At 50.1% G+C, this 21,531-nt stretch carries 22 protein-coding genes; 3 read left to right on the top strand and 19 right to left on the bottom strand.

The features are described from left to right. Positions 1-44: 44 nt before the first annotated feature. From AMM03_RS10575 to AMM03_RS10505, 15 genes are all read right to left on the bottom strand, one after another. Complete coding sequence (locus AMM03_RS10575) at positions 45-1,049, bottom strand: aldo/keto reductase (RefSeq protein WP_090131373.1); 1,005 nt, start codon at positions 1,047-1,049, stop codon at positions 45-47. Between the two features lie 16 nt (positions 1,050-1,065). Further along, entirely contained in the window at positions 1,066-1,950 is an 885-nt protein-coding gene (locus AMM03_RS10570; protein WP_090131371.1) for a sugar phosphate isomerase/epimerase family protein, read from the bottom strand. 8 nt (positions 1,951-1,958) lie between these two features. Next, on the bottom strand, positions 1,959-2,834 hold the full coding sequence (locus AMM03_RS10565; protein ID WP_369793697.1) for a 4-hydroxyphenylpyruvate dioxygenase: 876 nt from the start codon (positions 2,832-2,834) through the stop codon (positions 1,959-1,961). A 26-nt stretch (positions 2,835-2,860) separates the two neighbouring features. Continuing rightward, positions 2,861-3,694: a shikimate dehydrogenase family protein gene (locus AMM03_RS10560; protein ID WP_090131367.1), complete on the bottom strand. Its 834-nt coding sequence runs from the start codon at positions 3,692-3,694 to the stop codon at positions 2,861-2,863. Between the two features lie 105 nt (positions 3,695-3,799). Next, the gene (locus AMM03_RS10555) at positions 3,800-4,795 is read right to left on the bottom strand and encodes a TRAP transporter substrate-binding protein (RefSeq protein ID WP_090131365.1); all 996 of its coding nucleotides are present in this window, start codon (positions 4,793-4,795) and stop codon (positions 3,800-3,802) included. A 92-nt stretch (positions 4,796-4,887) separates the two neighbouring features. Beyond that, a complete protein-coding gene (locus tag AMM03_RS10550; protein WP_090131363.1) occupies positions 4,888-6,165 on the bottom strand; it encodes a TRAP transporter large permease subunit in 1,278 nt (425 codons plus the stop codon). A gap of 21 nt (positions 6,166-6,186) precedes the next feature. Further along, on the bottom strand, positions 6,187-6,714 hold the full coding sequence (locus tag AMM03_RS10545) for a TRAP transporter small permease (RefSeq protein ID WP_090131362.1): 528 nt from the start codon (positions 6,712-6,714) through the stop codon (positions 6,187-6,189). 128 nt (positions 6,715-6,842) lie between these two features. Continuing rightward, the gene (locus AMM03_RS10540; RefSeq protein WP_194942853.1) at positions 6,843-7,499 is read right to left on the bottom strand and encodes a TetR/AcrR family transcriptional regulator; all 657 of its coding nucleotides are present in this window, start codon (positions 7,497-7,499) and stop codon (positions 6,843-6,845) included. Between the two features lie 109 nt (positions 7,500-7,608). Then, positions 7,609-8,565 carry a Gfo/Idh/MocA family oxidoreductase gene (locus tag AMM03_RS10535; protein WP_194942852.1) on the bottom strand — a complete coding sequence of 319 codons (957 nt, stop codon included), beginning with the start codon at positions 8,563-8,565 and terminating at the stop codon, positions 7,609-7,611. A 16-nt stretch (positions 8,566-8,581) separates the two neighbouring features. Then, the gene (locus tag AMM03_RS10530) at positions 8,582-9,451 is read right to left on the bottom strand and encodes a class III extradiol dioxygenase subunit beta (protein WP_090131592.1); all 870 of its coding nucleotides are present in this window, start codon (positions 9,449-9,451) and stop codon (positions 8,582-8,584) included. Continuing rightward, on the bottom strand, positions 9,451-9,894 hold the full coding sequence (gene ligA / locus AMM03_RS10525) for a protocatechuate 4,5-dioxygenase subunit alpha (protein ID WP_090131358.1): 444 nt from the start codon (positions 9,892-9,894) through the stop codon (positions 9,451-9,453). The genes AMM03_RS10530 and ligA overlap by 1 nt, the downstream gene beginning before the upstream one ends. Beyond that, entirely contained in the window at positions 9,894-10,814 is a 921-nt protein-coding gene (locus AMM03_RS10520) for an amidohydrolase family protein (protein ID WP_228764652.1), read from the bottom strand. Before AMM03_RS10520 ends, ligA begins: the two co-directional genes overlap by 1 nt. 22 nt (positions 10,815-10,836) lie before the next feature. Beyond that, positions 10,837-11,520: a 4-carboxy-4-hydroxy-2-oxoadipate aldolase/oxaloacetate decarboxylase gene (gene ligK, locus AMM03_RS10515; protein ID WP_090131354.1), complete on the bottom strand. Its 684-nt coding sequence runs from the start codon at positions 11,518-11,520 to the stop codon at positions 10,837-10,839. Positions 11,521-11,560: 40 nt separating this feature from the next. After that, complete coding sequence (locus AMM03_RS10510) at positions 11,561-12,589, bottom strand: amidohydrolase family protein (RefSeq protein WP_090131588.1); 1,029 nt, start codon at positions 12,587-12,589, stop codon at positions 11,561-11,563. 57 nt (positions 12,590-12,646) lie between these two features. Continuing rightward, the gene (locus tag AMM03_RS10505; RefSeq protein ID WP_090131347.1) at positions 12,647-13,786 is read right to left on the bottom strand and encodes a 4-oxalomesaconate tautomerase; all 1,140 of its coding nucleotides are present in this window, start codon (positions 13,784-13,786) and stop codon (positions 12,647-12,649) included. Positions 13,787-13,930: 144 nt separating this feature from the next. On the opposite strand from AMM03_RS10505, the gene AMM03_RS10500 reads away from it, so the two are divergent. Continuing rightward, entirely contained in the window at positions 13,931-14,842 is a 912-nt protein-coding gene (locus tag AMM03_RS10500; protein ID WP_090131345.1) for a LysR substrate-binding domain-containing protein, read from the top strand. 55 nt (positions 14,843-14,897) lie between these two features. Next, positions 14,898-15,899: a Bug family tripartite tricarboxylate transporter substrate binding protein gene (locus tag AMM03_RS10495; RefSeq protein WP_090131342.1), complete on the top strand. Its 1,002-nt coding sequence runs from the start codon at positions 14,898-14,900 to the stop codon at positions 15,897-15,899. Positions 15,900-15,913: 14 nt separating this feature from the next. On the opposite strand, the gene AMM03_RS10490 is transcribed toward AMM03_RS10495, so the two are convergent. The 3 genes from AMM03_RS10490 to AMM03_RS10480 all read right to left on the bottom strand — a co-directional run bounded on the left by AMM03_RS10490 (position 15,914) and on the right by AMM03_RS10480 (position 19,712). Further along, positions 15,914-16,855, bottom strand: coding sequence for an AEC family transporter (locus AMM03_RS10490; RefSeq protein WP_090131340.1), 942 nt, complete (start codon positions 16,853-16,855; stop codon positions 15,914-15,916). Positions 16,856-16,907: 52 nt separating this feature from the next. Then, positions 16,908-17,885, bottom strand: coding sequence for a Bug family tripartite tricarboxylate transporter substrate binding protein (locus AMM03_RS10485; protein ID WP_090131336.1), 978 nt, complete (start codon positions 17,883-17,885; stop codon positions 16,908-16,910). A 150-nt stretch (positions 17,886-18,035) separates the two neighbouring features. Beyond that, positions 18,036-19,712, bottom strand: coding sequence for an AMP-binding protein (locus tag AMM03_RS10480; RefSeq protein ID WP_090131335.1), 1,677 nt, complete (start codon positions 19,710-19,712; stop codon positions 18,036-18,038). A gap of 262 nt (positions 19,713-19,974) precedes the next feature. On the opposite strand from AMM03_RS10480, the gene AMM03_RS10475 reads away from it, so the two are divergent. Next, positions 19,975-20,580, top strand: coding sequence for a hypothetical protein (locus AMM03_RS10475; protein ID WP_090131333.1), 606 nt, complete (start codon positions 19,975-19,977; stop codon positions 20,578-20,580). A 42-nt stretch (positions 20,581-20,622) separates the two neighbouring features. Here the strand turns inward: AMM03_RS10475 and AMM03_RS10470 are convergent, their stop codons facing one another. Beyond that, a complete protein-coding gene (locus tag AMM03_RS10470; protein WP_090131331.1) occupies positions 20,623-21,486 on the bottom strand; it encodes an amidohydrolase family protein in 864 nt (287 codons plus the stop codon). Positions 21,487-21,531: the final 45 nt, after the last annotated feature.

Raw genomic sequence — 21,531 nt, 5'->3', positions numbered from 1 at the left:
CAACCCCATGCAAAGATTGTTGCGACAGGATGGGGCTTGGCTATTTAATTAAAAACTTCTGTGTCGACTTCAGAATTGGCTTGATCGTTATAGCGATCACCCACCACTGTGTTTTCATTGATCAGCTCGTTGAGCTTGGCAATCAGATCGGCACCCAGTTTGACCTGGGCTGAACCCAAATCATCCAAGAGGTGCGCAACGCTGGTGGTACCAGGAATAGGAATGATATGTGCGTCTTTGTGCAAGAGCCAAGCCAAAGCCAATTGTGCGGGTGAGCAGCCTGCTTCCTTAGCCAATTGTTGGTAGGGGCCAAATAATTTCAAATTGGCAGCGTAGTTATCTGGCGTAAAACGCGGCATCGCTTTGCGAATGTCCTTCGCATCAAACGCACCAAGGTCTAATTCACCGCACAAAAAACCGCGCGCAACAGGACTGAACGCAACAAAGGCTGTGCCTAATTCTTGACAAGCCTTTAAGACTGCAATTTCGGGGTTGCGGGTCCACAGTGAATATTCGGTTTGAACGGCAGTGATGGGGTGAACGGCGTGGGCTTTGCGCAAAGTTGAAGCCGAAACTTCAGACAAGCCAATGGTTTGAATTTTGCCTTGACGAACCAAATCGCTCAAAGCACCCACACTGTCTTCAATGGGCACTTTTTTGTCCCAGCGGTGCAAATAGTAAAGGTCAATGACATCGGTCTGTAGGCGCTTCAAAGCAGCCTCGCAGGTACTGCGAATGGTTTCTGGGCGGCCATCAATGACGCGCACCAATTTGCCATCGCCTTTGACATCCACGCCGGTCATGCCGCATTTGCTGGCCAATGTGAATTTTTGGCGATGTTTTTTAAGAACCTGGCCCACCAAAGTTTCATTGGTACCAAAACCATACAAAGCAGCCGTATCAAATAAGGTCACACCTTGATCGAAGGCTGTTAAGAGAACTTTTTCAGCTTGTTCAAACGATACGGGGGCGCCATAGGCATGGCTGAGGTTCATACAACCCAAGCCAATTTCACTGACTTGAAACGGACCCAATTTTCTGTTTTTCATGGCCAACCTTTGTGTCTTAATTGCGAACTTGATTCGTCCATTTTGGCAGAGGCGCCGAACGATGCAAGACATCTTGATGCAACCACATCGCGCTTTTGCGTGCACGCTCAGCCACAGTCTCTAGTGGCAATTGCTGATAGTCGTCGTTGAATACTTCAAAGCTGTAGTCGCCCCGATAGCCAATGCGCTCCATGCGCAACACCAATTCGGCTAGTTGCTCGCTGTGAACGCCCTCACCAGGAAAAACCCGAAACGTGCGAGCCGTGGTCATACGCTCTTCAAAGGTGGGAGTTTCGTGCCACATGAAGTCGGACAACTGTGCCAAGAAAATGCGATCGGCATCAATATCTTCAATGTCATCTAAAGATGAGTTGGCCGCAAAAATATGGAAGGAATCGATGCCTATGCCTAAATTGGGGCAATCGGCACGGCAGACAACATCCCAAGCCGTGGTGAATTCGTTAACGGTTCGCCCCCAAGAAAGTCCCTCATATGCCACCTTGATACCCAAAGGAATGGCCATCATGGCCAATTTTTTAAGATCCTTGGCGATCAAACTCAAATCGTCGGTGGCGTGACGTGACGTTGAGGAACAGGCCAGCAACACCTTGCTGCCGGTCGCTGCACACATTTCCAACATGGATTTGGCAATGTCAACTTTGTAACTGTGCAAGTGACCCGACAAACCTTCAAAGTCTCTTAACACTTGAAAACCGGTAGGTCGAAGGCCACTCTCTTTGACTGCCTTGACCGCGGCTTTAACACCCCCAGGATGCCCCACCAAATCTCTGGCCATGAGCATCACCTGAGAGAATCCTGCGCCCTTCATGGCCTCCAACTTGGCCTCTAGTGGCCCTGCCATTGTGATGGTGTCCATGCCATAACCGTCGAGTAAGTTCATGGCTGTCCTTAAGCGTTTTGGTGAACCAACTCGAAAGACACCGAGCCTAGTGCACTGCGCGTCAAAGCTCCGCGATCTTCTGGGTGCAATTCTTTGGACTCCACAAATTCAACGCCATTGGTTTTGAGCGTTTGTACAGCCTTGGCAACATCCTTGACACCAAAACCAATTCGTTTGAGTGATTCAGGGGACTCATCACTTTCCATCCAAGGATCGGGCTCAATCAATTGCCATAAAAATTTGCCGCAAGGGCTCTTCATCAATTTGCCTTTAGGCAAGATACCATAGCGTTCTTCATCAGGTATGACGCTAAAGTCAAACATGTGCTCGTAATAGGCCATCCAATCTTCGCTTCTAGCAGCGCCAATGTATTGAACCAGGCCAAAATAACTCATGCCGTCAACGGCAGCTGGGTGCTGATCCACAGTAGGGATCGGTTTGAAATCGATGTCGTAAATTGAGAACTCTTGCCAACGGTCGACGAAATAATAGCGTGTGCCTCCCGGGCCGTGAATCGCAGGAATGTGCAACTCCATGGCTTGGGCATGACTGGTCACAGACCAAGCACCCAAATCAATGCAACGCGTATGAGCCTTGAGTGCATCTTGTACACGAAATGCCACGGCTGCAATTTCTGCTTGACCATCCGCCGTCGCAGCAACACGGGTGTCATCTGGGTTGGCATTGACCACCAGATTCATATCACCTTGACGGTAAAGCGTCACTTCTCGTGAACGGTGACGCGCGATGGGCCTAAAACCCATCGACTCCAAGACTTGCCCCAAGGCCTGCGGCCGATTCGTAGCGTATTCAATAAACTCAATGCCTTGAATGCCCAAACGATTGGGCATTTCAGGAACAGCTTCACGATTTACAGCACGCATATTCATTTTAAAAACTCCAATGTCCATTAAGCCAAGCGGGCCACACTGCGAAGTACTTCAGCAGTCGTTGTCTTGAACCCAAAGTACTCTAGATAAGCAGGGATTTGCTCAAACAACATGTCTGAGCCTACCTGAATTTGACAGCCTCGCTTCTTTGCGGATTGCAAAAAGGCCGTCATCTCATGGCGCATCACCACTTCTCCCACAAAGGTTTCTGGGGCAATGCGCGAGACGTCCATAGGCATGGGATCGCCTTCATTCATGCCCATGGGGGTTGCGTTTACAACCAATTCGTGTCCTTCAGGGTCATTCGATCCAGTGTTGACTTTAATCTGTGGGTATTCCAATTGCAAGCGCTGTGCCAGAGCATCGCAAGAATTCGCATTCACATCAAACAGGCTGATCGTTGAAATTTTTTCTGCTGCCAAGGATGCCGCAATGGCCGAGCCAACGCCACCCGTACCGACAACCAAGACACGCTTCCCTTGTAAATTAAACCCTTTGCGCATGACGCCGCGGACAAAGCCAGCGCCATCAAACATGTCGCCTACCAATCGGCCCTTTTCATCTCGCCGCACGGCATTACAAGCGCCTGCCACCTTCACTGTTGGCGTGACTTCATCCAATAAATCAACCGTGGTCACTTTGTGAGGCATGGTAATCAGAGCACCCCGAATGTTGGTGAGTGTGAACACTGATTTCAGAAATTCAGGGTAGTGATCTGACTGACATCCCATGGGCACCACCAACGCATTGATGCCCTCTTTTTCAAAGTAAGGGTTGTAAATCAGGGGCGATTTAAAGCTGTGCGTTGGGTAGCCAATGTGGGCGATCAACTCGGTATTGCCGTCAATGTTCATGATTGAAATATAAAAAAGCGAAGCCCCAAAACCCTCTTGGAGACTTCGCAATAGTCCTAAACACTTTTCCTAAAGGTCATATTAAAGACCTGATTTAGGCTTTAATTACTTGCGCAATTTGGCCAGTTCAGCTTGCAATTCAGCCACAGTCGCGGCAATAGGCTCGCCAAACTTAGCAATCACAGGCTTCATTTTGTCGCGCAAGATGTTCATCTCTGCATCAGACAATGAGCTCACTGCTACACCGTTCTTTTTCAGGCCTTCCAGAGTACCGGCTTCCAAAGCGCGTGCGGTAGTACGCTGAAACTTGGCAGATTCAGCAACTGCATCACCAATAATTTTCTTTTCGGCTGCACTTAAAGTGTCCCAAAATTTCTTACTGATCACTACTGACTGTGGGTTGTATTGGTGTCCGGTCAAAGTCAAATGTTTTTGAACTTCATAGAGTTTGGCACCGTTGATGGTGGCGACAGGGTTTTCCTGTCCGTCAACCGCTTTTTGCTCCAATGCCGCATATAACTCCGGGAAAGGCAGTGGCGTAGGATTTGCACCCAAAGCTTTAACCCAATCAACGTTAATGGGGTTAGGAATCACGCGCAATTTCAAACCTTCAATGTCTGAAACTTTGTTGATGGCCCGCTTGCTGTTGGTCATGTGGCGAAAGCCAAGCTCGTAATAACCTAAACCGACCAAGCCTTTTTCCTCCAATTTGGCATGCATTTTTTTACCGAATGCGCCGTCCACCACAGCGTCGGCTTCTTTACCGCTGCCGAACATGAAGGGGAAATCAAAAACGGCGAAGTCTTTCACTTGGCTGGCAAAAATACCTGAGTTCATAGAAGCCATTTCCAAAGTACCGCCTTGAATAGCGGACACATTGGCTTGGTCGCTGCCCAAAGCGCCACCTGGGAAAACGTTCACTTTGATTTTTCCGCCCGATTGTTTTTCAACAATCTCTTTGAATTTTTCCATACCTTGAACAACAGGGTGTCCAACAGCATTTTGATTAGCAAACTTAATGGTCTTGTCTTGAGCGGAAGCCAAACCCATTGCAGCCAAAGCCACAGTGGCCAAAACAGTCTTGATAAAAACACGTTTCATGTCAGTGTCTCCTGATGAAAATAATGGTCGTACGCCGAACAAGGAATCCACCGTTTTGCGTACCCGAAAAACGGTGGAAAGGAAAAATTGAATCAATAGAACCAACGCGCCGGCACCATGACCAACGCTGGAAATGCCACCATGGCAAACATGATGATGAACTGCGCGACCATAAATGGCATGACCCCTTTGGTCACCTCGTCCATACTGATCTTGCCCACACCAGCCACCGCATTGAGTACGGTGCCGACTGGGGGGGTGATTAAACCAATGGCGTTGTTGATAATGAACAAGACACCAAAATAAACAGGGTCAATGCCTGCAGCTTTGACGACAGGCATCAACACGGGTGTGAGCAACAAAATGGTGGGCGTCATGTCAAGTGCAGTGCCCACAATCATGGTGATGATCATGATTGTCAACATCAAAAGGCGGGGGCTGTCTAACAAAGGCTGCAACAAGGCAATCAATTGAGCAGGCAGGTTTGCCACCGTAATCAACCACGCAGAAACCATCGCCGCTGCCACCAAGAACATCACAATGGCACTCGTCTTTGCAGCTGTCACAAACAAGGGCAGCAAGCTTTTTAAATTGAGTTCTTTGTAGACAAATGTTGAAATGGCCAAGGCATAAACTGCCGCGACTACCGCTGCCTCAGTGGGTGTGAAGACGCCAAACTTAAGACCAAACACAACAATCAATGGCAACACCAAAGCCCAGGTTGCTTCACGCATGGCTTGACCAATTTCACCCATCGATTTACGAGGTGGTACGCTGACTTGTTCACTTCGAGCCAACCACCACCAGGTGACCCACAAAGCGGCGCCGAGCATGATGCCAGGAACAATTCCCGCCATAAAAAGTTTGGAGATAGAGACGTTGCCAGCGACGCCAAAAATTACAAACCCAATACTGGGTGGAATCACAGGCGCGATGATGCCCGCAGAAGCAATGAGTCCCGCAGAGCGCGCACGATCGTGTCCGGCAGCAACCATCATGGGCAACAACAAAGAAGCTAAGGCTGCAGCATCTGCCACAGCAGAGCCAGACAATGCGGCCATGATGACCGCAGCCATGATGGTGACGTATCCAAGTCCTCCCTTGATATGGCCGACGCAGGCCATGGCAAAATTAACAATGCGTCGTGACAAACCGCCCGCATTCATGATTTCACCCGCCAACATGAAGAATGGTACGGCTAGCAGCGGAAAGCTGTTCGAGCCTTCAATCAGATTTTGAGCCAGGATTTGAGCATCAAACATGTTGAGGTGAACCATCAAAGCCACACCACACAGCAACAATGAAAATGCGATGGGTACGCCCAAGGCCATGGCGCCCAACAAAGAAAAAATAAATACGGCAATGGTCATTGAAGTCTCTCTTCGCTCACTTTAGTGTTTATCGCCATGCGGGGCTTCTTCAGACTCTTGGAACATCACCAAGTTTTCGTCTTGCAGTTGACCCGTGATCAATTTGAAAAACTCAAGTGCAATAAGCAGGCCACCGAGGACTGCAAAAATAATGCCTGGGAAATAAACCCAACTTAAAGACACTTCCATCACCGCGCTGGTGCTGGTCCAGTTAATGACGGCTTGCTGGTATGCCCCTTTCAACAACAACCAACAGACAAAGAGCATGAGTAATTGGGACAAGCCCATGCAAATCTTTTTGCCTGTTGGACCTAAGCGGCCCACCAACATGTCAGTGCCCAAGTGTTCGTGCGATCGCAGGGCAACGATGGCGCCCAAAAAGGTCATCCACACAAATAACCAACGCGACAATTCTTCGGATAGCGTGATGCCTGAATTAAAGCCATAACGCAAAGTGACGTTACCAAAGACCAACACCACCATGCACGCCATACAGGCAGCAATCAAATACTCAATGGCTTTGCAAGTGATGTCAAAGAAACGGGTCATGGAAAATATCCTTGGGTTGACGGCTCACAGATAATGTACTAACTAGTTAGTTTTTAAATGTCAGTAATTACCCTAAACTCAGAAAGCCATATGAGGCTAGCTGATATTACAAATAGGCATATCGCAAATCATGCGCTCACGTAGCTGGTAATCATGTCAACGACTTGCGATTTTTTGAGTGTTTGGGCTTTGCCAAGGCCTGACTTACCCCCAAAAATGAGAGCAAAGGTGTGCCGATTGGAAACATTGAAGAAGGTCAAGGCCGAAATGGCGGAATGTATTTCAAGGGCACTAAGGCCCTTTTTAAAGACCCCCTGCTTCACGCCTCGCATGTACAGATCTTCGATGGTTTCAAGCGCAGACCCGTTGAGTTTTTGGATTGCCTTGCTTTGCCCCAAGTACTCGCCCCGCTGCACATTCTCGTTCATGACCAAACGAATGAAGTCCTCATTGCCTTGGTGATGATCGTAGGTAAATTCAACCAAGTTCTTAAGCGCCAACGCTGGTGCCAGATCCTTCAAATGGAGATTGGCCTCTATTTTTCGCATGCGGCCGTAGGCAGCCTCTAAAACAGAAACGTACAAGCCTTCTTTGCTACCGAAATAGTAGTAAATCATGCGTTTGCTGGTTCGGGTGGCCGCAGCGATTTCATCAATGCGAGCACCAGCCAACCCCTTGTGTGCAAACTCTTTGGTTGCCACACTCAAGATCTCAGCCATCGTTCTTTCAGGATCGTTGGTCCGAGTGGAAGCTTTGCGCGTTGGTGTTGTATCTGAATTTATCATTTGATGAATGTACCAATTGGTTAATTATCAAATGAAGCTGACTCAAACGTCAAGAGCCGATCATTGAAAGGAACAATGATCAGCTCATTGAAGATGACAGATGAAGTGATCAGGCGTTTAACTGCTGTTCCAAATCGTGCAACACCTTGTAGCAAGGCAGAACTTGTGCCACGCTAGAGTTTGGCTCACGACCTTCTTTGATGGCCGCAAAAAACTCTCTGTCTTGCAGTTCAATGCCGTTCATGGACACCGCCACCTTGGACACATCAATTTGTTCTTCTTTGCCCGTGAATAAGTCGTCATATCGCGCCAAATAGGTGCCTGTATCGCCAATGTAGCGAAAGTAAGTGCCTAGAGGGCCATCGTTGTTGAAGGACAAACTCAATGTGCAGATAGCGCCGTTGGCTGCTTGCAATTGAATGCTCATGTCCATTGCAATGCCAAGAGCGGGATGAATGGGACCCTGAACGGCATTGGCCTTCACAATGGGGCTACCTGCTTGGTAGGCAAACAAGTCAACTGTATGTGCGGCATGGTGCCACAGCAGGTGATCGGTCCAGCTACGCGCCTGGCCCAGCGCGTTCATGTTGGTCCGACGGAAAAAGTAGGTTTGAACATCCATTTGCTGAATGTTGAACTCACCCGCCTTGATTTTGTGATTAACCCATTGATGGCTTGGGTTGAAACGGCGTGTGTGGCCACACATCGCAACCTTGCCTTTTTCTTTGGCCAATTGCACCACTTCTTCTGCATCTGTCCAGCTGTCGGCCAAAGGAATTTCAACCTGAACGTGCTTGCCGGCTTTTAAACAAGCAACGGATTGAGAGGCATGCATTTGAGTGGGTGTGCACAAGATCACAGCGTCTACGTCTGGTAATGCCAAGCTGTCTGCCAAATGGGTGGTGACATGGCCAATGCCATATTTGTCTGCAACTTCTTTGGTCTTGTCGAATTCACGACCAATCAGCGACACAACTTCGACGCCATCGATATTTTGAATGCCGTCTAGGTGCTTGATGCCAAATGCACCGGCGCCTGCCAAAGCCACTTTGATGGTTTGAGACATGATTGATTTCCTCAGTTCAGAATTGGTTTTCTAAGATCACATGGCCGACTGCCGTATTGGACGCGGGCACATGGTAAAAACGTTGCTTAAGCAAAGGCGCCTTACCACCGTTGACATCATTCATGGCGCCACGTGCTATCAACCACATCACTAACTCAATGCCTTCACTGCCCGCTTCGCGCACATAGTCAATGTGGGGAATGTCTGCAGCGGCTTGTGGGTCGTTGATGAGTTTGTCTAAAAACGCGTTGTCAAATTCTTTGTTGATCAGACCAGCGCGCGCACCCTGCAGTTGATGGCTCATACCGCCCGTACCCCAAATGTGCACATTGATGTCTTGATCGTAGCTTTCAATGGCTTTGCGAATGGCCTTGCCTAAGTTGTAGCAACGCTGGCCACTGGGCACAGGGTATTGAACTACGTTGACGGCAAAGGGAATGACGGGACAAGGCCACTCAAAATTGTCTGCAGGCGGTTGACCACACATCAATGACAAAGGCACACTCAAGCCATGGTCGACATCCATTTTGTTGACGATGGTGAGGTCGAAGTCTTGCTGAATTACCGACTGCGCAATGTGCGAGGCCAAATCAGGATGGCCCTTAACCACAGGCACTGGACGAGGACCCCAACCTTCATCGGCTGGTTGAAATTCTGGAGCGGTGCCGATGGCAAAAGTAGGTATGAAATCCAAACTAAAGGCTGTAGCGTGATCGTTGTACACCAAGAAGATGACGTCAGGCTTGTTATCCTTCATCCATCGTTTGCCGTACTCGTAGCCCTTAAAAAGGGGTTTCCAATACTCTTCATGAGTTTTACCCAGATCCATCGCTGCGCCAATGGCTGGCACGTGAGATGTAAATACGGAAGCTGTAATTTTTGCCATCATCCATTCACTTTCTTGGCGGCAGCGCCTTGCGGTTGATTGTGAGCTTGGGCATCGCCATTCTCGCCAATGAAGCGATTGCCCTCTACGGAGCGACCGCCACTGATCATCATGTTGCGATACTCCTCCTCGGTCATACCCGTCATAGAGCCCGCCATTTGCTGAAAACTCTTGCCATCCGTAGAACCAATTTTGGCCAAGAAATAAATGTTGCCACCGGTGCGCATGCACCAGTTCAAATCGCGCGCCATGACGGCTTGCTTTTGCTCTTCTGACATGGGCCATTCGTCTAGGTATGAACGTTCATTGGCTTTGAAGCGCGCGCGGTTTTCAGCCTTCATGAGCGACATGCAAAACTGGTTGATCCAATAACCTTTGCGGCTTTGCTCGGCATCAAAAATAATCGTGCCGGGTACATCTAAATAGGGTTTATCCAGGGCCATTAAATTTTCTCCTCGGGCCAATACAAACGCATGGGATTGTCGACCAACAATTTTTGTTGTTGTTCAGGTGTGCTGGCAATGTGGGGAATGAAGTCCACCAACAAGCCATCGTCGGGCATATGCTTCTTCAAGTTAGGGTGCGGCCAATCCGTACCCCACAACACGCGATCGGGAAACTCTTCCACAATGGCTTTGGCAAAGGGCACCACGTCTTGATAGGCGTTTTGTTCGCCGTTCAACGCAGGCGCACCCGTTGCAGACAACCGTTCAGGGCATGTGACCTTACTCCAAACATTGGGATGCTCACGCATGAATTTCAAGAACAACTGGAACTGGGGTCCGTCCACAGGCAGCTTGACATCGGGTGTCCCCATGTGATCAACCACAACAATGGTGGGCAAGCCTGTAAAGAAGTCCCACAACTCTGGCAAATCAACCGCTTCAAAGTAAATGACCACGTGCCAACCCAACTTGGCAATGCGAGTGGCAATTTCCATTAGCTCTTCTTTAGGCGTGAAATCAACCAAGCGTTTGACAAAATTAAAACGGACGCCGCGTATGCCAGCATCGTGCATGGCTTGTAACTCTTCGTCTGTCACGGTGCGCTTCACAGAAGCGACACCTCGAGCTTTGCCATTGGAATGAAGCAAAGCATCGACGGTGGCGCGATTGTCTGTGCCGTGGCATGTTGCACCCACCACCACATTGCGAGAAAAACCCAGGTGGTCACGCAAGGCATAGAGTTGCGCTTTGGAAGCGTCGCAAGGCGTGTACTTGCGCTCGGGCGCATAAGGAAATTCTGCACCGGGACCAAAGACGTGGCAATGAGCGTCTACGGCGCCAGCAGGCAATTTGAATTTGGGTTTGCTAGGGCCTGAATACCAATCTAGCCAGCCGGGTGTTTTTTGAAACTCCATCATGAATCCATTTCTATTGGTTGACTTAATCGATGTACTTCAAACCCGCTTTGGCCAAGGGTTCACGCATGTTGTACATGTCCAAACCCAAAACACCCGAAGCCAATTTGGCGCGCTTCTCGCCTTCGTTGGCTTCGCGGGATTCTGCGGCATCGGCTACTTTTTGAGCCCATGCAGCAGGCACCACCACTACTCCGTCATCATCGGCAACAATGGCATCGCCTGGGTTCACATTGACGCCAGCGCACACCACTGGAATGTTGACTGAACCCAATGTCGATTTGATGGTGCCCTTGGCACTGATGCCCTTACTCCAAACCGGGAAACCCATGGCCGTGAGTTCGCGGACATCGCGCACACCGGCGTCGATGATCAAGGCCTTGGCACCTCGCGCCATAAATGAAGTGGCCAACAAATCGCCAAAGAAACCATCGCAGTTGTCGGCACTGAGGGCTGCCACCACGATGTCGCCTGGTTGTATTTGCTCGGCCACGACGTGCATCATCCAGTTGTCGCCGGGGTGCAGTAGCACCGTGACCGCTGTACCAGAGACGGGCGCGCCGCTGTAAATGGGACGCATGTATTTTTGCATGAGGCCCACACGGCCCATGGCTTCATGCACAGTGGCCACACCAAATCGGCCTAATTTTTCAACGGCTGCTTTGTCTGCGCGTGTGATGTTGCGTTTCACAATTCCGAGTTCTGTCATAACAATTCCAGTAGATGTAGTGATGTTGGGCAAAGAGGACTTACAGGCCTTTGGCCTTCAAGTGTGCATCCAAGCGTGGGAACACATGGCGTGTGTTGCCTTCGTAAATTTTGTAGCGCTGCTCGTCGTTCAAAATATTGGACGATTGGATGTAACGCTTGGTATCGTCAAAATAGTGTCCTGTCTCAGGATCAATGCCGCGCACTGCGCCAATCATTTCTGAGGCAAACAAAATGTTGTCAACGGGAATCACCTTGGTCAACAAATCAATACCGGGTTGGTGATACACACATGTGTCAAAGAAAATGTTGTTGAGCAAGTGTTCTTGCAGCAAGGGCTTTTTCAATTCTTGTGCCAAGCCGCGAAAACGACCCCAGTGGTATGGCACGGCACCGCCGCCATGAGGAATCAAGAACTTCAAAGTTGGAAAATCTTTGAACAAATCAGAGGTCAAGCACTGCATGAATGCTGTGGTGTCTGCATTCAGGTAGTGTGCGCCAGTGGTGTGGAAGCAGCTGTTGCAGCTGGTACTCACGTGAATCATGGCGGGAATGTTGTACTCCACCATTTTTTCGTAAATGGGATACCAGTGCTTGTCGCTCAAGGGAGGGGATGTCCAGTGTCCGCCCGATGGATCGGGGTTCAAGTTGATACCGACATTGCCGTATTCATTGATGCACTTTTCTAATTCTGGAATGCAAGTGGCAGGATCAACACCAGGCGACTGCGGCAACATGGCCACAGGCACAAAGTTGTCAGGAAACAATTGGCTCACGCGGTAGCACAACTCGTTGCAAATGGCAGCCCATGTGGCAGACACATTGGAGTCGCCAATGTGGTGAGCCATGAAACTGGCGCGGGGGCTGAACAAGGTCAGGTCGGAGCCGCGCTCTTTCATCAAACGCAGTTGGTTGGTTTCAATCGACTCGCGCAATTCGTCATCGCTGATTTTGAGATCGGCAACTTTAGGGCCCAGCTCAGGCGTGTTCAGGTTGGCAATTTGCGCATTGCGCCAGTTTTCCAACGCTTTAGGCGCAGTGGTGTAGTGGCCATGACAGTCGATGATCAATGGTTTTTGTTGACTCATGATGTTTCCAATGAATAAAAATAAATAACTGAAGTGACTTTAGGCTTTGCCTTGCCATGTAGAAGAAGGCACCATGGCCTCGCCCCTCATCAGCAATCGAGCGGTCCGCAGCAACGCCGCCTGCTTCACAAGTTGACCGCCAGGCAAATGGCTTGCCGGTTCGGTTTGCAAGGCCACACTGAACTCGCCCGTGGGATGCTCTACCGACACATTTTTGGTCAGGCCAGTTGGCATCACAGCCACGCCTTCACACACAGAGCCTTCCAACACACAAGCCGTACCGACAGTGACTGCAGCCAGCACACCAATGGCATCGTGGCAGACATGGGGAATGAAACTTCGAGTAGTGATGGCACCACCATTTTGAGGGGGTGCAATCAAGGTCATCTTCGGATAATTTTTTTGGCTGACATCGCCCAAGCCCATCAGAAGAGACACTTGCAAGCGCAAGGCTTCAATTTTGGCTTTGAGGGCGGTGTCTGCATTCATCTCGGCCACGGACTCATAACCGGTTCGGCCCATGTCGCTGGCTTTGAAAATCACCAAGGGCATGCCGTTGTCGATGCATGTCACATCCAAAGAAAAAGGCTCAAACCCCGAACCTGTCACCGTCAAAGTGTCTCTCACCTGCCCTGTGGGCAACAAGCCCGCACAAACTGACCCTGCTGTGTCTAAGAAATTAATGACCACCGGCGCAGAAGTTCCTGGGGCACCATCAATTCGCGCAGTCCCCTCGTATTGGACCATGCCGTCGCTTGTATCCACGCTGATGTCGCATTGCATGTCTGTGTTCAAGGTCAGCACACGAAAAGTACTTTGATCGCCTTGGGGGTTGACCATGCCAGTCTCTAGGGCAAAAGGCACAACCGCTGCCAACATGTTGCCGCAATTGGGGGTGGTATCGACCGTGTCTTTGTCGGGTTGCAATTGGGCAAATAAGAAGTCCAAGTCAACACCAGGCACAGAACTCTTTCGAACAATGCCCACTTTGCTGGTCAAGGGATGCGCCCCGCCTAAGCCATCAATTTGTCGCTTGTCCGGCGATCCCATGGCCGCCAACAAAACACGGTCGCGCGTGGCAATGTCTGGAGGCAAGTCTGCTTCATTGAAAAAGGGACCTTTGGAAGTGCCTCCCCTCATCAATAAACAAGGAATGGCGGTTTGTGCGCTTTTCTTCATGGGAACCAGTGCTTAAAGGGTTTATCTTGACGTTAAAGCCAAGCCCTATTTTCAATGGAATGGCACTGGCTACCAAGCGCCAGTAGACACTACCTGTTAGAACAAAATAGAATATCAGAATCTCCGTTATGGAAAAATAAATAAATGGACCTCAAACAACTGGCGTACTTTGTTCGGGTGGCCGAAATGGGCAGTTTTACGCGCGCAGCCACTGCACTCAATGTGGCCCAGCCTGCCCTTAGCCGCCAAATTCGACTCTTAGAAGTGGAGCTGCGCCAAAATTTACTCAAACGCAATGGCCGTGGCGCCAGTCCCACTGAGGCAGGTCAATTGCTCTTACAGCATGGCCGAGGCATTCTTCATCAAGTTGAAAGAGCGCAAGAAGAACTTGAGCAGGCGAGAAATAAATTAGGCGGCAAGGTAGCCCTTGGCATGCCGCCAAGTGTTGCACGGGTTTTAACAGTGCCCCTCACGCGCGCATTCAGAGAAAAAATGCCCGATGCACATTTGTCCATCAGCGAGGGACTCACAGCGGCCATGCAAGAGAGTTTGCTCAATGGCCGACTTGACATTGCTTTGCTCTACAACGCCAAGGCAACAGCGGGTCTAGAAATCTCTCATCTGGTACAAGAAGAGCTTTGGCTAGTACAGGCTAGGCAGTCTGCCCTGCAAGAGGACCCGCCCCCGCCTCCTATTCGGCTGAAGGAAGTAGCCAAGCTGCCACTGGTCATTCCAAGTCGACCCAACGCCATTCGCATGCATGTGGAATCTGAAATGGCGGGCATTGGATGCCGACCCAACATTGCACTCGAAATTGATGGTGTCACATCAATTCTGGAGTTGGTGGCCGATGGCGCAGGCTCAGCCATCTTGTCGCGCAATGCCGTCACCCGCTCCATCAATCCTTCGGCCTTTTCTAAGCGGGCTATTTCTGAACCACAATTAAGCATTCAACTATGCAGTGTTGTCAGCTCATTGCGACCAACAACGCTGACTCAACAGGCCACACTGAGCCTGATTAGAGAAACAGCTCAGAAACTTTTGGAATCTGTTTGAAAATTGATAGCCAATCCATCTTTTTCACATTCACGTTAAATTCACATTTACTTTCATGTCAAAAAAACAAACTGCATTTTCCACATGGCGCTTGCTTGGCACATGGATGGTCGCATTGAATTTTTCCAATGTTTCTTTAGCGCAGACTGCCAGCGCAACTTATCCCAACAAAGCCATCCGCCTGGTCGTTCCCTTTACACCAGGCGGCAGTGCCGACATCTTGGGCAGAACCATCGCCCAAGAACTTTCACAAGCATGGGGCCAACCGGTGGTGGTTGAGAACGTGGCGGGTGCAGGCGGTAGCATTGGCGCGGACAAAGTCGCTAAAGCGCCTGCTGACGGGTACACACTTCTCATGGGACACATCGGCACCTTGGCTGTCAATCCTTCTTTGTACCCCAAGCTGCCCTACAAACCCGTGAAAGACTTCGCGCCTGTGGCATGGGTTGCGCGAGTCCCCAATGTGTTGGTGGTCAATGCCCAATTGCCCGTCAAGAGCCTTCAAGAATTGGTGGCGATGGCCAAGTCAAAGCCTGGCCAACTGAGTTATGGGTCTGGTGGCAATGGCAGTGCGGCCAACTTGGCCACAGAATATTTAAAGATGCAAAGCAACATCTCTCTGTTGCACATCCCTTATCGCGGCACTGCACCCGCCGTCAATGATTTGATGGGCGGTCAAATTCAAGTTTTGTTGACTGGCGCACCCGCTGTCATGGGCCATGTCAAGAACGGTACGCTTCGCGCTCTGGCTGTTTCGAGTCCCAAACGATTGGCAGCCCTGCCCGACCTGCCCACCATAGCTGAATCAGGCTACAAGAACTTTGAAGCAGACCAATGGTATGGCGTTGTTGCACCAGCAGGCACACCTCGCGACATCGTCATGAAACTCAATCAACAAATTAATTTGGCACTGAACGGCGCTGAACTTAAAAAGCGCCTGAATACCGAAGGTGCCGTCGCCATGCCAGAAACGCCTGAAGTGTTTGGCAACTTGGTCGTTCAAGAGATTGAGCGCTGGCGTCCTGTTATTACCTCAGGCCGCGTCAAGGTCGATTAATTAGGCGAATGGCTTTAAATGCTGTGTGTTTTTAGAAACCACAGCATTCCATTGAGTGTGACAAAAGAAGCCATGGTGGTGACCAACAAGGCCGCGGCACTCAAGCCATCGTGGCCGTGCTTCTGCGTAAAGATGGGATAGATGCCCATGATGGGCATGGCGCAGGTTAGCAACACGGCCGTCCTTAAAACGGGATCTTCAATTGGAACAAACCAGGTGATCACGGCCCAGACGATTAAGGGGTGAACGATCAATTTGCCTAGTGCTATGGGCGCCACCTTTGCCCCCATGCCTTTGACGGGCAAACCGACCAAACTGCCGCCAATCACAAACAAAGACAAGGCCCCACTGGCTTGCGCAAACAAAGAAACACTGCGACTTAAACTGGGAGGCAGTTGCCAGCCGTACCAGGAAAATACAAGTCCCAAAACAATGCCCCAAATCATGGGGTTCTGAAACATGCCTTTAAGAGTTTGCATCAAGATGGCATGCCATCGTTGACGGCCTGAGCCCGTTTCAGCCCATGCCAACAAGAGAGGGATGATTAGCAAGTTCTCAACAATCATATTGAGCGCCAGTGCCACGCCGGCTATGGGGCCCAAACTGAGAAGCAGAATGGGATACCCCACAAAGCCACTGTTGGGACAGGTCATTCCCATGGCCATGCAGGCACTCATGCTGCGAGATTCTTTCAGAACCTTCAAAGCCCAAGCAATACCGAGCCATAAAGTGATGAGCGAGGCTACCGTATACGCCGAAAGGTAATCTGAGTTGAGAACGTCATTCAGCGATCTTTGAGACAAGGCATTGAACAACAACGCCGGCATGGCCACCTTCACAACGAAGCCACCAAATACCCGCATGTCGCTTTTGGCAAAAACACCCCAGCGCGTCAGCCCATACCCTAAAGCGATTGCGATGTAGATGGGTACGGTGATGGCTAGGATGTCAAACATTCACCGGCTTTGGTTGGCTGTTTTGGTTAGCTGCTTTGATTGCCTGTTTTTTTTACTGCTTAGGGATACCTGCGCGTTGAATCACTTCGCCCCAACGTTTGGTCTCGCTGCTGAGCAAGTCGGCCGCTTGCTGCAAGCTACTAGGCTGAGGCTCTACGTTCATGTCTTGGAGTTTTTTACGAACATCCGGATGATTCAAAGCATTCTGAATTTCTTGGTTTAATTTTTGAACCACCTCTTTAGGTGTTTTGGCAGGTGCAGCCAAAGCATTCCAAGAAGCCGCATACAAGTTACGAACGCCAGATTCTTTGGCGGTAGGTACTTGCGGCAATGAGGCAGAACGCTTGTCGCCTGTGACAGCCAACGCCCGCAGGGCCTGCCCTTTAATTTGTGGCAAGACAGGCGCCAAGATTTCTACACCAACATCAATTTGACCACCCCGAAGCGCTGTCAAAACAGCGGGTGTGCCATTGAAAGGTACAACCTGAGCATCAATTCCCGCAGTTGACTTGAACAACTCTGCTGCCAAGTTTTGTGTGCTGCCCACATTGATACTGCCAATGTTTAATTTGCCAGGGTTGGCCTTGGCGAAATTCAAGAGATCAGTCAGAGTGGCAAATTTTGAATCGTTGTTGACCACAATGGCAATGTCAAAAGTGCCCAAGATAGACAGTGGGGTTAAATCTTTTTCTGCATCGTAAGGCAATGTTTTGAATAGCCCGGCGCTAACAGCAGTGGCGTTTGACATCAAAAGCAAGGTGTAGCCATCGGGTGAGGATTTGGCAACGGCGTCGGTTGCCACCACACCACCAGCGCCTGGCTTGTTTTCAATCACGATGCTTTGACCCAAGTTTTCGCCTAACTTTTGGGCCACTGTTCGGGCCGTCAGATCAGCCACACCACCCGCGCCAAAGGGCACGACAATTTTGAGTGGTTTGCTTGGATATGTACCTTGTGCAAAGACTGTCAAACCCAAAGAGGCTAAGCAGATTGCACTCGCAAACTTCTGAAAAATACGACACAATTTCATTTCAAACTCCTGTTTCATCGGACTATGACCAACACAAGACACTGCGAGAATTCACGCCGCGTGCATTTTTATAATATATTTTAATTTCCTATCTCAATTGACAGGCGGCTCAACTTTGTATTGGACTTTGATGGGGGATTAACTTGGGGTTCACGCCCAAAAAACGCTTCCCGACTTTTGATACCAAGAATCAACCTGACTTTCAACTGCCGCCTCAATTCGGCTGCGCTTGATTTTCATAGTAGGTGTCAGGTAGCCATTTTCAATGGACCAAGCTTCGTTGGCGATGACCAACATGCGGAGTTTTTCGTAATCAGCCAAGCCCGCATTCACATCTTTCAAGTGCTGCGCCAACTGCGTTTCAACATCGGCCCGAACCTGTGGATCATTCATTTTAGGTCGAATATCCTCCGCAAGCACCACCAAGGCATAGGCCTCGGGCTGGGAAACGCCAGACACAATGCTCATTTCAATCATGGGATGGACATTGAGTTTGTTCTCAATGGGGGCTGGCGCCACATATTTGCCCTTGGAGGTTTTGAAAAGTTCCTTGACTCGGCCAGTGATTTTTAAAAGACCATCTGCTCTTTGTGAGCCCTGATCGCCTGTTTTGAAGAAGCCATCTGCCGTGAAGGCTTCAGCGTCCAAGTCGGGGCGCTTGTAATAGCCCACCATTTGGCCCGGAGATTTCACCAGAATCTCGCCCTCGGGGCTGATCTTGGCTTGAACGCCCTCTAGGGGTACGCCCACACAACCAGGCGCATTGATTTGGGTGGTCGAATTGTGGGAGTAAGCAAAATCTTCCGTCATGGCATAACCTTCTAAAAGGTTGAGGCCTAACTTGCGATACCAAACAATGAGCTCAGCAGGAATAGGCGCAGAACCACTGCCGGCCAAAATCACGTTGTCGAGCCCCAGGCCTTTCAAAATTTTCTTGCGAACCACACCACCCAGCAATGGGATGCTTAACAGCAGATTCAACTTTGCGGGCGGCATTTTGCTAAAAACACCCTGCTGGAATTTGAGCCACAAGCGTGGCACAGAGATGAACATGGTGGGTTTAGCACGGTTCAAGTCTTGAATGAACGTATCCAATGATTCTGCAAAATACACATGGGTCCGGCCATGCACCAATGAGCTTGCGCCTACCCAAGCGCGCTCGAATACGTGGGCCAAAGGCAAGTAAGACAGGATGCGGTTGTCATCACGGTCACCCAAATTCTCCATGGTGGTTTTCACAATGCCGTCTGTGGCCAAAGAAATACGCTCAAAGTTGTGCATCACACCTTTGGGCTGGCCAGTAGAACCCGAGGTGTACATGATCATGGCCAAGTCAGAAGGTGCTCGGGTAATGTCACCCGTGAGTGGTGCTGTTTGACTGACAACATCATCCCATTTTGTGTAATTGTTCTGAGGCGCCAAGGGGAACGCGATACAGGGCAAACTTGCAGGCACAAATGGCATTTGCAGAGGCCATGTGTCCAGCTTGCCCACAAATAGGAAGCTAGCCTCACTGTGATCTAGGACATACCGAATGGTCTCGCCCGCTTCGGTTGGAAAGATGGCAACGGTCGTGCCGCCCGCCAACCAAATGGCCAACTCCGCCATGATGAAATGCGCACAGTTTTTAGAAAGGATGGCCACGCGGTCACCGGGCTTAACATTTTGCGCCTGGAGGTAAGCCGCCATCGAACGCGCTTGGCGCATGGTTTCTTGCCAGGTGTAATCAATGACTTGGCCTTGACCAATGGGTTGGGTCATGTAGACACGGCTGGCCAGGGATTTTTCATGGCCATAAACGTGATCAAGAATCAACTTTGAGTTCATAGAATACTTTCAAATGACAAGAATTAAATTGGGAGACAAGGCGCAAGGTGTCTGCAGTTTGGCTGATATCTTTGCAGTGTGGGCATTGTGCTGAGATTTGCCCTCGAGTTCATGCGTTTTTTGGTCTATTTGGCTAGGTGTTTCCCTGATAGATCGATCGCCTAGCGGTTTATGTTCCAATGAATCGATTGCTTGTTAGCATGACCCTCAATCCATCTAAATACGGCTCAGCCAAAGTTTTTACTGCTGAAGGAACAACACCATGTTTGCCATCTTCGTGCCACTGGCTCTTTTGTATTTGGTCTTTTGGCTTTGGTACGGTGGCAATGGCCGACCCATGTCATCCCAAGAAATTGAAGAGTCTCTGCACAAATTGCGCAGCACCGATCCCTCTCGCGACAATTCTGAAGAAATCGAGGACGTTCGCCAGCTCTTGATGTCAGACGATGGCAAAGAGTTTGTCATGCAAAATCTGGTGCGGTATAGACCCAAGGCACTTTACCCAGAGGGCTACCATTTCAGCGACGATCCTCGGGAAGCCGACAAGCGATATGGCAAATCCATCATGGGCGATTTGTTGCGATATGGCAATTTGCTGATTTTCATTGCCCGCAAATCGGGCGATTTCGTCAAGCCCGAAGGCGCCGACGCCTGGCACTACGTCGCCATGGTGCGCTACAGAAGCCGCCGCGACTTTGTGCGTTTTGCCACCCGCGCCAACCAAGCAGACAAGTTCATGCACAAATGGGCCGCCATCGAAAAAACACATGTGTTTCCGGTAAAGCCCTTGATCAGTTTATTTGCAGTGAGAACTTTGGTTGGGCTCGCCCTCTTCACCTTGGGCTTGATCCTCACAGCCGTTTTTTAAGTTCTTTCAGAACTGTCATAACGGCTAAAAGAGTGCAACAACTTATTTCAAACCCAGCAAACGCACGGCGTTGTCTTTCAAAATGCCAGGCATCACCTCTGGTTTGAAACCGGCCACTTCGAAATCCTTCATCCAACGCTCTGGTGTGATGAGGGGGTAGTCACTGCCAAACAAGATGCGATCTTTCAGCAAGGTATTGGCGTACTGAATCAATTGCTTTGGAAAGTACTTGGGGCTCCAGCCTGACAAATCAATCCAAACGTTCGGCTTGTGGGTGGCCACACTGAGGGCTTCATCTTGCCAAGGGAAGCTGGGGTGGGCCATCACGATTTGCATGTCTGGAAAATCTATGGCCACATCGTCTAGGTGCATCGGGTTGCTATAGGCCAAACGCAAACCACCGCCGCAGCGCATGCCTGAGCCAATGCCACTGTGACCCGTGTGAAAAATGGCAGGCAACTTGTGCGCGTTGATCACCTCATAGATAGGCCAAGCCATTTTGTCGTAGGGGTGATAGCCCTGAACCGTGGGGTGAAACTTGAAACCCTTGACGCCCTCTTCCTTGATCAGTCGCTCGGCCTCGCGCGCACCCATCTTGCCTTTGTGAGGATCGATACTGGCAAACGCAATCATCATGTCGCTGTTGTCGCGTGCGGCTTTGGCAATTTCTTCGTTGGGAATGCGGCGACGACCCAACTGCGATTCGCTGTCGACCGTGAACATCACCAAACCAATTTTTCGTTCGCGGTAATACGCCACCGTTTCGTCGATGGTGGGACGGCGGTTGCTGCCAAAAAACTTGTCAGCAGCGCGGTCGTACTCTTCGCCGTAGTTGTCAAACGGGTTCCAGCAACTCACCTCTGCGTGAGTGTGAATGTCGATGGCGATCAGGTCTTGGTGGTTCATAAGTACTTTCAGATCTACGGGAAAACCCTGTTTTTTTTAGTGTCG

This window comes from Limnohabitans sp. Rim11, assembly GCF_001269365.1.
Lineage (GTDB): Bacteria > Pseudomonadota > Gammaproteobacteria > Burkholderiales > Burkholderiaceae_C > Limnohabitans_A.
This window is presented reverse-complemented; position numbering and strand designations above follow the sequence as displayed.